The 12482-nt window shown below is 67.6% G+C and carries 11 protein-coding genes; 3 read left to right on the top strand and 8 right to left on the bottom strand.

Going from position 1 to position 12482, the window contains the following annotated elements; all coding sequences use genetic code 11:
* The first annotated feature begins 76 nt into the window (after nucleotides 1-76).
* The 3 genes from ABIB51_RS06580 (at nucleotide 77) to ABIB51_RS06570 (ending at nucleotide 2405) form a co-directional block, all read left to right on the top strand.
* Complete coding sequence (locus ABIB51_RS06580; protein WP_354186641.1) at nucleotides 77-538, top strand: NfeD family protein; 462 nt, start codon at nucleotides 77-79, stop codon at nucleotides 536-538.
* 138 nt (nucleotides 539-676) lie between these two features.
* Nucleotides 677-1699, top strand: coding sequence for an SPFH domain-containing protein (locus ABIB51_RS06575; protein ID WP_354186639.1), 1023 nt, complete (start codon nucleotides 677-679; stop codon nucleotides 1697-1699).
* 358 nt (nucleotides 1700-2057) lie between these two features.
* Complete coding sequence (locus ABIB51_RS06570) at nucleotides 2058-2405, top strand: RNA polymerase-binding protein RbpA (RefSeq protein ID WP_354186637.1); 348 nt, start codon at nucleotides 2058-2060, stop codon at nucleotides 2403-2405.
* Nucleotides 2406-2508: 103 nt separating this feature from the next.
* On the opposite strand, the gene ABIB51_RS06565 is transcribed toward ABIB51_RS06570, so the two are convergent.
* The 8 genes from ABIB51_RS06565 to ABIB51_RS06530 all read right to left on the bottom strand — a co-directional run bounded on the left by ABIB51_RS06565 (nucleotide 2509) and on the right by ABIB51_RS06530 (nucleotide 12449).
* The gene (locus tag ABIB51_RS06565) at nucleotides 2509-3243 is read right to left on the bottom strand and encodes a polyprenol monophosphomannose synthase (protein ID WP_354186635.1); all 735 of its coding nucleotides are present in this window, start codon (nucleotides 3241-3243) and stop codon (nucleotides 2509-2511) included.
* Between the two features lie 430 nt (nucleotides 3244-3673).
* A complete protein-coding gene (locus ABIB51_RS06560) occupies nucleotides 3674-5332 on the bottom strand; it encodes an amidohydrolase (protein WP_354186633.1) in 1659 nt (552 codons plus the stop codon).
* 106 nt (nucleotides 5333-5438) lie between these two features.
* On the bottom strand, nucleotides 5439-8324 hold the full coding sequence (locus ABIB51_RS06555) for a DEAD/DEAH box helicase (protein ID WP_354186631.1): 2886 nt from the start codon (nucleotides 8322-8324) through the stop codon (nucleotides 5439-5441).
* 24 nt (nucleotides 8325-8348) lie between these two features.
* The gene (gene tatC, locus ABIB51_RS06550; RefSeq protein WP_354186705.1) at nucleotides 8349-9143 is read right to left on the bottom strand and encodes a twin-arginine translocase subunit TatC; all 795 of its coding nucleotides are present in this window, start codon (nucleotides 9141-9143) and stop codon (nucleotides 8349-8351) included.
* Between the two features lie 48 nt (nucleotides 9144-9191).
* Nucleotides 9192-9461, bottom strand: coding sequence for a Sec-independent protein translocase subunit TatA (tatA, locus tag ABIB51_RS06545; RefSeq protein WP_354186629.1), 270 nt, complete (start codon nucleotides 9459-9461; stop codon nucleotides 9192-9194).
* A 35-nt stretch (nucleotides 9462-9496) separates the two neighbouring features.
* A complete protein-coding gene (locus ABIB51_RS06540; protein WP_354186627.1) occupies nucleotides 9497-9889 on the bottom strand; it encodes a hypothetical protein in 393 nt (130 codons plus the stop codon).
* A 5-nt stretch (nucleotides 9890-9894) separates the two neighbouring features.
* Complete coding sequence (locus tag ABIB51_RS06535; protein ID WP_354186625.1) at nucleotides 9895-11913, bottom strand: helix-turn-helix transcriptional regulator; 2019 nt, start codon at nucleotides 11911-11913, stop codon at nucleotides 9895-9897.
* Between the two features lie 140 nt (nucleotides 11914-12053).
* Nucleotides 12054-12449 carry an FKBP-type peptidyl-prolyl cis-trans isomerase gene (locus ABIB51_RS06530; protein WP_354186623.1) on the bottom strand — a complete coding sequence of 132 codons (396 nt, stop codon included), beginning with the start codon at nucleotides 12447-12449 and terminating at the stop codon, nucleotides 12054-12056.
* Nucleotides 12450-12482: the final 33 nt, after the last annotated feature.

The following is a 12482-nucleotide window of genomic DNA, read 5'->3' as shown; positions in this document are numbered from 1 at the left end:
AGCGGCCTTCAGCCTAGGATGGAATCACAGTTACTGAGGGGCTGCGCCGGTAGCTCCCGTGGCGAAGGGGGAACAGATGTTTGATTGGCTGGCCGAAAACTGGTGGGCGCTGTGGCTCACGGGTTTCCTGGTGTTCGCGGTAGTGGAGATGATCACTCTCGACCTGTTCTTCATCATGCTCGGAGGCGGCGCCCTGGCCGGGCTGCTTGCCGACTTCGCCGGCGCCGACCTTTGGCTCCAGATCGTCGCGTTCTGCGTGGTGTCCCTTCTCATGATCGGCTTCGTGCGGCCGGTCGCCCTCAAGCACCTCCACAAGGGTCCGGCGGAACAGCGCAGCAACATCGAACGCCTCATCGGCGAATCCGCGCTGGTCATGGAGTCCGTCAGCCAGAGCGGCGGACTGGTCAAGATCGGCGGGGATATCTGGAGCGCCCGTTCGGAGACCGGCGTCCTCGCGCCCGGCCAGCACGCGGTGGTCAGTGCCATTGACGGCGCAACGGCCGTCGTGGCACCGCAGCCGGAACCCGCAGGTCCGTGAGGGCGGACCTCTGATGCACTCCAGCCATGCCCCGACACCGGGGAAACAGACTTCCTGCCGCCGTCACCGGCGATAGGACACGCGGCGGGCATTCGGCCGCAGCCATAGGAAGACCACAATCTGGGGAATAGGTGATGTATGGATATCGCAGTTGCAATAGTGCTGCTGGTGCTCGTTGCGTTCGTAATTATCGTGCTGGTGCGTTCGGTGCGGATTGTCCCGCAGGCGCGGGCCGGCGTCGTCGAAAGGCTGGGCAAGTACCAGCGCACGCTCAACCCCGGCCTCACCATCCTGATCCCCTTCGTGGACCGGCTGCTTCCGCTGCTGGACCTGCGCGAACAGGTGGTGTCATTCCCGCCGCAGCCCGTGATCACCGAGGACAACCTGGTGGTCTCGATCGACACCGTGGTCTACTTCCAGGTCACGGATGCCCGCGCCGCGACCTACGAGATCGCCAACTACATCCAGGCTGTCGAGCAGCTCACCACCACCACGCTCCGAAACGTCGTCGGTGGCCTGAACCTCGAAGAAGCGCTGACGTCCCGCGACCAGATCAACGGTCAACTCCGCGGCGTCCTGGATGAGGCGACCGGCCGCTGGGGTATCCGCGTCTCCCGGGTGGAGCTCAAGGCGATCGACCCGCCCCACTCCATCCAGGACTCGATGGAAAAGCAGATGCGCGCCGAGCGTGACCGCCGCGCCGCCATCCTGACCGCCGAAGGGACCAAGCAGTCGGCCATCCTCACGGCCGAAGGCCAGCGGCAGTCCTCCATCCTGAAGGCCGAAGGCGACGCCAAGGCGGCGATCCTTCGGGCCGACGGTGAGGCCCAGGCGATCCAGAAAGTGTTCGATGCCATCCACAAGGGCAACCCGGACCAGAAGCTGCTCGCCTACCAGTACCTGCAAACCCTGCCGAAAATCGCTGAGGGTTCGGCGAACAAGCTCTGGATCATTCCGAGCGAAGTGGGCGAAGCGCTCAAGGGAATCGGCAACGCACTGGGTGGCGCGGTCGCCGGCCAGGCCTCGGACGGGCTGTTCGGCCCGGACGCGGACGGCAGGGCCGCCAGCGCTCCGTCAACGGGTGCAGCATCGGGTGCCGTTGGTACGGAAGCTGTCGCCCCGTCCGCCGGGGCGACTCCCCCGGCCCGGCCGCCGGCCTAGCCAGGCAAACGGCCCGCAGGCATCAGCCGGCAGGCAATAGTAAGAGGCATAGGAGGAGGCATCCGCCAGGGCGGGTGCCTCCCTCTTTGTGTCGCGAGCGGACGCTGCAGGGCGAAAGGCGGGCGGCAGCGGCTTTACCTGAAGTGCGCCGTTCCCGTATACTTGAATATTTGTCCGGCTGGTTCAGACCGTTGGAACAATTATGCTTCGCAAAGCGTTGAATCCAGTGACGATTTATCCGGTATTTGCCCAGTGGTTGTCCACTCAAAGCAACGCAATGCACACAGTAGTCCGGCGAGGCCTCACGGCCCCCGGATCACGCAGGGCATGACCCTGCAACCGAATAGAGGGAGAAAACATGAGCGATCGCAGCCTGCGGGGAATGCGCCTTGGCGCACAGAGCATGGAGACCGAATCCGGCGTCGAACCGGCTCCGCGCCAGCGGGTCGAGTACCGCTGCGAGGACGGCGAGCAGGTATTCGTAACCTTCTCCTCCGAAGCGGAGATCCCCCCGGTCTGGGTTTCGAAGACGGGCAAGGAAGCCTTGCTGGTCGACGGCGAACGTCCCGTCAACAGCAACGAAAAGGCAGTCCGCACGCACTGGGACATGCTGCTGGAACGCCGCTCCCTCCCCGAGCTTGAGCAGATCCTGGCAGACCGCCTCACAATCCTCCGCGAACGCCGCGGCGAACGCCGCACGGCCTAACTGCCGGGCAGCGCACAAAAGGGCCGGGCCCGCACCGTCATCACTGACGGTGCGGGCCCGGCCCTTTGTTGTCCGGCGCCTATCCCGCAAGTGCGGGCTGCTGCTAGAGAGCCTTCTTGCCCGTGAGCTTGTTCCAGCGGGCCCTGATGCCCCACTTCGTGACGTTGATCATGGCTTCGACCACAATGTTGCCGCTCATCTTCGAGGCCCCGAGTTCACGTTCCACAAAGGTGATAGGGCGTTCCACGATTGTCAGCCCGAGCTTCGCCACACGCCAGGCGAGGTCCACCTGGAATCCGTAGCCGACCGAGTCGACGGCGTCGAGGTTGAGTTTCTCCAGTGTGGTGCGGCGGAACGCGCGGAAGCCGCCGGTGACGTCCTTGATCTTGACGCCGAGCATGATCCGCGAGTAGGTGCTGCCCACGCGGGAGATCGCCTGGCGGTACAGCGGCCAGTTCACCACACTGCCACCGGGGACCCAGCGCGAACCCATGGCAAGGTCCGCACCCTGCTCCACGGCGTCCAGCAGCTGGGGAAGCTGCTCAGGCTGGTGCGAGCCGTCTGCGTCCATCTCCACCAGGACGTCATAGCCGGCGTCGAGTCCCCACCTGAACCCGGCGATGTAGGCGGCGCCCAGGCCTGCCTTGCCTTCGCGGTGCAGGACGTGGACCTGGCTGTCCTCCGCGGCGAACCGGTCCGCCAACTGGCCCGTGCCGTCGGGGCTGTTGTCGTCAACAACCAGGACGTCGGAGGCAGGCACAGCGGTGCGCAGCCGCCCGAGGGTCTTGGGCAACGATTCCAGCTCGTTGTAGGTCGGGATGATCGTGAGGACACGCACAGCGAGGCCTTTCCTTGAAGGGGGCGGTCAACGCCGGGAAATCTGCCGTTAGCGGACACCAGGCGCAACTCTCCATTATAGGGAGTCGCCGGGCCCGCAAAGGCCGCCGTCATCCTCCGGGCAGGTCCATCCGCTTCGGGCCAGTTCCGGGAAGAAGCCAAGTGTGCCTCCGGAACTGTTTTCTGCTGCGAGATGGACCCGCCCCCTTGGGGGTACCCGTGGCCGCAACCAAGGCAGCCGACACGAAGTCGGCTGGCTGGAACTGACCGGGGACGTCCGGACCGTGCCACCTGCGCAACGCCCCGTTGACGGTCAATGCTACGGGCACCCCGGCATCTGTCAACCGGATCGTGACCTGCCCTTTTGTCCATCGCCGCAGGCCAGCGGCGTCCGCCGGCGGGCTATGTTTCGGCCCGAACGCCGGAGTGTGTCAGGCGTCCAGGGCGCCGCTCGAGAAGAGTTCACGACCGTCGCGGACGGTCAGCAGGCAGCCCGGTTCGGTGCCCGTGTCGAGAGCGGGAAGCAGGGGCGTACGGGCCCGGGGGTCCGTGCTCCATGACTGCACCCTGCCGTCGGACACCTGCACCATAAGCTCTTCGACCTCCCAGACGGCGAAACTCGCCGGAGCGCCGGGGACCAGCTGGCCGGCCATCGGGTTCCGGTAGCGGGCGGCCCGCCAGCCGGCACGGGTGTGGCCAAGGAACGCGGCGCGGGCAGAAATCTGCTCCGCCGGGTTGCTGTGCTGCAGGCACGCGCGGACGCTCGCCCAGGGCCGCAACGGCGTCACGGGGCTGTCGCTGCCGAAGCTGATCGGGACCCCGGCGGCGTAGAAGGAGGCGAAGGGATTCATCCTCAGGTGGCGGGACCCGAGCCGCTGCTCATAGAGCTTCCCGGCCCCGCCCCACGCGGAGTCGAAGCCGGGCTGCGCGCTGACCGTCACGGAGTACTTGGCCAGCCGGGCGATGGCGTCGGCGTCGGCGAGCTCGACGTGTTCGAAGCGGTGCCCGGCGGCGCGGACCCGTTGCTCCCCGACCTCGGCGGCGGCCAGGTCCAGGGCGTCCAGCGCCGCATCGAGCCCGGCGTCACCGATCACGTGGAAACCGGCCTGGATGCCCAGCAGCGAGCAGGCCGCCAGGTGCGCGGCGGCCTCCGCGACCCGGAGGTACAGGCTGCCCCGCTCCCCCGGCGCGTCGCTGTAGTCCGCGCGCAACGCAGCGGTGCGCGACCCGATGGAGCCATCGATGTTCAGGTCCCCGGCGAGGCCCAGGACGGAGACGCCCAGGCCGTCGAGGATGGACTGGGCGTGTTCCTGCGATGTGGCCAGCTCGCCCCAGTACGGCAGGATCTCGGGGGCAGCATCCGCGCCGTCGTTCCAGGCCGCGGCGAGCCGCAGGTCCTCAACGCTGCCGATATGCGGTGCCGCCATCTCGGCGAGGGCCACGTAGCCGTTGGCCGCCGCTTCTGCGAGTGCCTGCTGCTGGTAGCCGCGGAGCGCAGCGGCGGGCAGGTGACGTGCCGCGAGCCTGGCGGCCGTGTGCGCGGCCCGTTTGACCTGGCTGCCGGCGGACACGCCGTCGAGCCCCGCCAGTCCGGCCGACGCCGCAAGGGCAGGTGAAACGAGGGCCGAGTGGACATCGACCCGGGAAAGGTAGACCTTCCGGCCGACGGCGGCCCGTTCGAGCTCTTCCGGGGAGGGCAGGGTGGGATCGGCCCACAGGGTTTCGTCCCAGCCGTGGCCCAGAACGGTGCCGCCCGCGCTGGAAGCGGAGACGCAGAAGCCGGCGACGGCGTCGAGCAGTTCCCGTGCCGAGCTGACGCCGCCGAGCCGCAATGAGTCCAGCGCGATCCCGGTCTCAGTCAGGTGGGCGTGGGAGTCGACGAAGCCGGGCGCCAGCAGCGCGCCCTTCAGGTCCACGATGTCCATCGAGGAGTCGGCGATGGATGTGGCGGCCTGTTCGGAACCGACCCAGGCGACGGTGTCGCCGTCGACCAGCATCGCAGTCGCAAACGGGTCTGCCGCCGTGTAGACGGAGCCGTTGCGGTACAGCGTCACCTTGCGGGCTGCGGGGGTGGCCGGTGAATCGGTCATGGTGCGGGAGCTCCTTGTAGCTGGTGTCCGGCGCGCGGCGGCCGGGTCCGGAGTGGATTTCTGGGTATTGGTGTGGCTGTTCCAGGGTGCCGTGGTCAACGGAGCACTAGGCCACCGAGGAATACGCGACCACGCCGCGCTTGATGAGTTTGATCGCTTCCCCGCACAGCCGGGCGATACGCGGGTCCAGCCCGGGGATCTTGGCGAGCTGGTCCAGCAGGTCGATGACCTGCTTCACCCAGCGGACAAAGTCCCCGGCGGCGAGGTCCGTGCCGCTGAGGACCTCCTGCAGGTGCCGGCCCCTGGCCCACTTGTAGATCGGCCAGGCGAGGCCGAGCTCGGGCTCGCCGGTGAGCGGCAGCTTGCTGGCCTCTTCCACGTCCTCGAGCGCCGACCATTCGTGCACGACGATGTCGACGGCGGATTCGAGCGAGACGCTGGGCATCTTGGGCCGCAACCCCCGGTCCTCGCGCTTGGCCTGGTACACCAGGACGCTCGCGAGGGATGCGACTTCGGCGGCGTCGAGGTCATTGAAGGCGCCCATCCGCAGAGATTGGGATATCAGCAGGTCCTTCTCCCCGTAAATCCGTCGCAGCCGCTGGCCGTCGCGGCTGATGGTGAGGACACCGGAGTCCGAGGTTTCCAGGTAGCCGTAGCTGGAAAGGAGTCCGCAGACCCGGTCAAAGGTTTTGGCGATGGTGTTGGTGCGGCCCTGGATCTGGCGGACCAGTCCGTCGGTCTCCTGCCGCAGCTTCCACCAGCGTTCGGACCAGCGCGCGTGGTCTTCCCGTTCGCTGCAGCCGTGGCACGGGTGGGCGCGCAGCTCGCGCCGCAGCTCCGCAATCCGCTTTTCCTGGTTCGGCAGGGCCGCGGCGCGGCCGAAGTCGTCGTTCCGGCTGGGCGGCGCCGGCGGCCGGTTCTCCCGGATGGCGTTGCGCACCGAGGACGCGAGGTCACGCCGCGATTTGGGCACCTTGGCGTTGAACGACTTCGGGATCCGGATCCGCGTGATCGGCGCGAGCGGTCCCTCGACGTCTTGGATGCCGATCCGGCGCAGCTGGTTGTCCAGGGTCATCACGGCAGGGCGGGGTTCCCGCGAGCTGTGGTCCGAGCTGAGGACGACTGCGAGGCCCGGCGCCCTGCCGCTGGGAACGTCCACCACGTCGCCGGGCAGCAGCCGGCTCAGGGAGTCCTCGGTCAGTGATTTCTGGGCCCGGGAGCCGCTCTTGGAGGCGTTCTTCTCGGCGTCCGAGAGGGCCCGCAGCAGCCGGGAGTATTCGGTGAAGTCGCCGAGGTGGCACGTCATCGCCTTGCTGAACCCGGCGAGCGATTCTTCCCGGCTCCGGACCTGCTTGGCCAGCCCGACGACGGACCGGTCCGCCTGGAACTGGGCGAAGGAGGACTCCAGGATTTCCCGGGCGCGCGGCCGGCCGAACTGGGCCAGCAGGTTGATGGACATGTTGTACGTGGGCCGGAAGCTTGAGTTCAGCGGGTACGTCCGCCGCGAGGCGAGACCGGCGACGGCCGCGGGGTCGGTGCCGGGCTGCCACAGCACGACGGCGTGGCCCTCGACGTCGATCCCGCGCCGGCCGGCGCGTCCCGTCAGCTGGGTGTATTCCCCCGCCGTGATGTTGACGTGCGCCTCGCCGTTGAACTTGTCGAGTTTTTCCAGCACGACGCAGCGGGCAGGCATGTTGACCCCGAGCGCCAGGGTTTCGGTGGCGAACACGGCTTTGACGAACCCGTCGACGAAGAGCTTTTCCACGACCTCCTTGAAGGTCGGCAGCATCCCGGCGTGGTGGGCGGCCAGGCCGCGGAGCAGGCCGTCGCGCCAGCTCCAGAACCCAAGGACGTCCAGGTCATCGGAGGGGATGTCCTGCGCGGCTTCGTCGACGCGGCGGGCGATGATGAGCTGCTCCTGCTCGGTGGTCAGCCAGAGTCCGGCGGCGACACACTGGGCGACGGCGGCGTCGCAGCCGGCGCGGGAGAAGATGAAAGTGATGGCGGGCAGCAGGTCCTGCCGGTCCAGGCTGGCGATGACCTGTGGCCGGCTCGCTTTCCGGACCGGGCTCCGCGGGCCGCCCTGCGGGGCATCGTCCCGCTGGCGCTGCTGCCGCCGCTGGTTGCGGCCGCCGTGGCCGAACCGGCCGCGGAAGTTCATCTGGCTTTCAGCCCGTGCCATGGACAGCAGCTCCGGGTTGACCTCGAATCCGGGGCGGGCGCTGAGGTCGGCGGTTTCCGCGGTGGCGGAGACGTCGGCTTCCCCTTCCGGTGCGATCTCGTCAAAGGTCGTGTCGCCGGCGAAGAGGTCCACGATTTTCCGGCCCACCATGACGTGCTGCCAGAGCGGCACCGGGCGGTGTTCGGAGACGATCACGTCGGTCTGTCCGCGCACGGTGTCCAGCCAGGCGCCGAATTCTTCGGCGTTGGATACCGTGGCGCTCAGGGACGCCACCTGGACCTCGCTGGGCAGGTGGATGATGACCTCTTCCCAGACGGCGCCGCGGAAGCGGTCGGCGAGGTAGTGGACCTCGTCCATTACAACGAATCCCAGGTCGCCGAGCGTGTCCGAGTCCGCGTAGAGCATGTTGCGGAGCACCTCGGTGGTCATCACCACCACCGGAGCGTCTCCGTTGATGCTCGTGTCGCCCGTCAGCAGCCCCACCTGCGCGGCACCGTACTTCTCGGCCAGCTCGGAGTATTTCTGGTTGCTGAGCGCCTTGATCGGGGTGGTGTAGAAGGCCTTGAGGCCGCGCTGGAGCGCCAGATAGATGGCGAACTCCCCTACGATCGTCTTGCCGGCACCTGTGGGGGCCGCCACGAGGACCCCGCGGCCGGCCTGCAGCGACAGGCACGACTCGCGCTGGAAGTCGTCAAGTTCGAAGTCCAGCGAGCGGATGAACCCGCCCAGGGAGGTTTTGGCTTCTGCGGTCCGTTCGGCGCTGGCGCGGTAGCGTTCAGCCGGAGACTCGGGCCCGGGGAGTAAGGACATGCTTCCAGCCTAGTGCGCGAACGGCTAGAGATTCTCCAGCTCGCTGCTGGGAGTTCCCTGGTCCGCTGTGGCCTCGGTCTCCGCTGCGCGCTTGACCTCGCGCCGTTCCCGGCGGCGGTCATTGAGGAGGCAGAGGCCGATCGCGGCGAAGAAGAGTGCCAGCATGGGTCCGGCCAGGTAGAACATGCTCATGGCATCGGCTCCGGGGGCGGCCATGGCTGCGAAGAGGCAGACCAGGAACACCGTGATGCGCCAGCTCTTGACGAGCTGCTTGCCTTTGACCAGGCCGGCCAGATTGAGGCCGAACAGGACCACCGGCAGCAGGAAGGCGATGCCGAAGGCCAGCAGCAGGCGCAGGACGAAGGACAGGTACACCTGGGCGCTGATGAAGTTGGATCCCCCGGACGGGGTGAAATCGGTCAGGACGCGGACCGCGTTCGGGAGCACCAGCCAGGCCAGCAGCACGCCGCCGACAAACAGTGGGACGGCGGCGGCGACGAACGACAGGGCCAGGCGCCGTTCCTTCTTGTGCAGGCCGGGGACGATGAACGCCCAGAGCTGATACAGCCAGACGGGGCTGGCGACGATGAGGCCGAGGAACACGGACACCTGGATCATCAGGTCGAAGGAGCTCGCCACTCCGTCGAAGTTCAGGGTGGCCTGCCGGCCTTCGTGCTCATTGAGGTCGCGGATCGGCTTGATCAGCGCTGCCAGCATCGGCTGATAGACGAGGAAACCGACGACTGTTCCCAGAACGACGGCGATCGCCGATTTAAAGAGTCGGTTCCGCAGCTCTTTCAGATGGTCAAGGAGCGCCATCCGCCCCTCGGGGTTCGACCGACCGCCCATGGTTACTGCCATGTGTACTTAGGCGCGGTTCGGGGGCGGAACGTCGGTTCCTTCTGCCGGACGGCTTTCCGTGCCGGCCGTCCGCGGGTGGTTCACGACCCGGCCTTCGACGGCGTCGGAATCATCCTTTGCGTCGGTGTTGCCGTCCTTCTTCATTTCGCGGACTTCCGACTTGAAAATACGCATCGACTGGCCCAGACTGCGTGCCATGCCGGGGAGCTTTGGAGCCGCGAAAAGCACCAATGCCAGAACGATGATGATGATGAGATGCCAGCCTTCAAGCCTCATGACAAGAGGTCCTTTCGTTTGAATACATCCTATGTCTAACTGAATCCGATGTCGCGCAGCCGCTGGGGCTGGTCATGGTCCGTCTTGCGCTGGACGCGCCGCCGGCGGCGGGCTTCCTGTCGGGACAGTTTGGATGCGTGGTAATCGTGCCGCATTTGGGCGGGCGAGGCAAAAACGGCGGAGCCGGGTGCTGCGGGCGAGGGTGTCGCCGCGTCGGCGCCATCCGGGTCTTCCTGGCCGTCATGAACCGCGGCTGGACCGGAGGCCGTGGGGCCGGACGGCAGCTGGCCGAACCGGTCCCCCGCTTCGCCGAGTTCCTTGACCGTGGTCATGAACTGCCGGAACAAGCGCGCTCCGAGCACAACGAAGAACAGCAGGGAGAGCGCGACGAGCGCTATCCAGATTACGATCCAGGACCACCAAGGCATGCTGATCAGTCTAGCTGGCGCAGTGCCGGGTCTTCATATTGGGCCCGGGCGGCGTCCACCCACGCCCGGGCGCTGTCCGCAAGAACAGCCGGCTGCAGGATCCTGGCGGTGCCGCCATGCTGGGCGGCGAACATCGGCAGCCAGTCGGGGCTGCCGAACCGGATCTCGGCTAGCATGCCGCCGTCGGGCAGGGCCGCCGTCCGTTCGGCGTAATAGTCCTCGGCGAGCCCGAGGCCCTGGCGGGTCAACTGGACCACCACGACGGTATCGTCGTCGTTCGGCGTGAAAAGCTTGACCGGGAAACTCCCGGCCGGCATGGCCGGCGCGGCGACCGGGCGGCCGTTGGGGTGCAGCTCCTCGATCCGGTCGAGCCGGAAGTTGCGCAGGCCGTGCGCGGAGTGGCAGTACGCCTCGAGGTACCAGGTGTTGTCCAACGAATAGAGCCGGAGCGGATCCACGTCGCGTTCTGACACTGCGTCCCTCTGCGGGGAGAAGTAGCGGATCCGCAACTGCGCGCCGGAGCGGATGGCTGCCCCTGCTGCTTCCAGTGCGGCGGAGTTGCCCGGTCCCACCTCGGGGCCGCTGATGGCGGCTGCCTTAAGGCCCTGCTCTCCGGCCGCTGCCATGAGTTTGACCGTCACGGACTCCAGGGCGGTGCCCTCGGCGAGTTCCGGCAGGCCGTTGAGGGTCTCCAGCCCGGTGAGGAGCGCACAGGCTTCCTCCACGGTGAAGCGCACGGGCTTGAGGTCCAGGTCCTGGGTGATGAAGACGTGGTCATCGTCCCACTGGATGTCAAGCAGGTCGTCCGGGTAACCCTCCGGCAGGCCCGAGCAGATCAGGATCCGCAGGTCCTCCTCGAGTTCCTTACGGGTGATGCCGAACCGGGCGGCGACGTCGCTGATGTGCAGGCCCTGGTTGTGCACGAGGAACGGGACCAGCTGGAGCATCCGTTTGAGCTGGTCCTCGGAGGTGCGCTTCCGGCCGCGCTTGGCCGGACCGGCCTCCGGGAAACTGATCGGCGGGACCGGCGCGGCGGCGAAGTCCGCCGCGGCTGCCAGCCGGCGGCGCACTGCGGTGACCAGCTCGGGCGGGGACACGACCTTCACCCGGGGTCCGTAGGAGGCGAGCTCCTCGCCGAACGTCTCCGCGTCCCGGAACGGCACCACGAACCGGTCGCGGCCGGCGTCGGGCTGCTTCGCTCCGGGTTCCGCCAGGCCGTCCGCCGGGCCGGGCGCGGCCCGTTTCCGCAGTCCCCGCAGCCTGCCGTGCTGGACATCGACGACGGCGGTGCGGACCGGCAGCTCCGCGAGCCCGGCAAGCTCGGCGCGGACGTTGAAACCGGCCGGCGGGGCGAAGGACGCCTTCTCCAGTACGGTCACGGCCGACGTCAGCCGGGAGAGCCGGAAGAAGCGTTTGTCCCAGCGGGTCCGGTCGTGCCCTACCAGGTACCACTGGCCGAAGCGGCTGCCCAGGCCCCAGGGCTCCACGAGCCGGTCCTCTTCTTTCCCGGTGCTGCCGGCAAGGTAGCGGAAGCTGACCGGGTGCTGGGCGTGCATGGCGGCGACGAGGTCCTCGAAGGCCTGCCCGGCGGGACGGATGCGCGGCTGGACGCCGGCGGGGAGTTCGGCGTCGGGAAGACCGCCGGCTGCCTGGAGTTTGCGCACCGCGTCCAGGGCGGCGGAGCCGAGTGCGGCGTGTTCCCAGAGCTGCGCGGCCAGGATCAGGACCGTGCACTCTTCGGGGGTGAGGCTGACGTCCGGCAGGCGGTTGGATTCCTTGCCGATCCGGTACCGGGTGGTGGCGGGGTCATCGGAGCCCCAGCCCTTGTCCGTCACCGTCTCGACTTCGAAGCCGAAGTGGCGCAGCTCGCCCTTGTCCCGTTCGAACATCCGCCCGAAGGCGACGCCGCTGCTGGTGGTGTCGTGGTAGACCTTGTCGCGCAGCTCACCGCGGCGAAGCCCGTACTTGGTGTTGAGCAGGGCGATGAGCAGGTTCAGGAGGCGTTCTGTACGTGAGGCTGACACCCCGCAAGGCTACTAAAGTCCGTGCCGGAAAATGACCAAAGCGCGGCAACAGCCGGAAGTACTTTTCCGATTGTTACCGCGCTTTGTAATTCGGAACGGCCTGTCTGTAAGGACGGCCGCTACGAGGCCCGCTGAAATTCTTAGCGGACGGCGACGAGGTCGACGACGAAGATCAGGGCTTCGTTCGGGCCGATGGCCCCGCCGGCGCCGCGGGAGCCGTAAGCCAGCTCGGACGGGATTTCCAGGCGGCGGCGGCCGCCGACCTTCATACCGAGCAGGCCCTGGTCCCAGCCCTGGATGACCTGGCCGACGCCGACCCGGAAGTCCAGCGGTGCGCCGCGGCCCCAGGACGCGTCGAATTCTTCGCCGGTGGACCAGGCCACGCCGACGTAGTGGGCGGAGACGGTGGTGCCGGTCGTGGCTTCGGCGCCGTCGCCCTCGATGAGGTCGGTGATAACGAGTTCGGTGGGAACGTCGCCCGCGGGGAAGTCAATTTCCGGCTTCTGGCGGTCGATGTTGCGCTGTCCAAATGACATGGTTGCTCCTTATTACGTGACTTGGGGTGGTGT

The organism is Arthrobacter sp. UYCu712, assembly GCF_040547005.1.
In the GTDB taxonomy this organism is placed as follows: Bacteria; Actinomycetota; Actinomycetes; order Actinomycetales; family Micrococcaceae; genus Arthrobacter.
The sequence above is the reverse complement of the archived record's forward strand: the minus strand, read 5'-3'. Positions and strand labels throughout refer to the sequence as shown.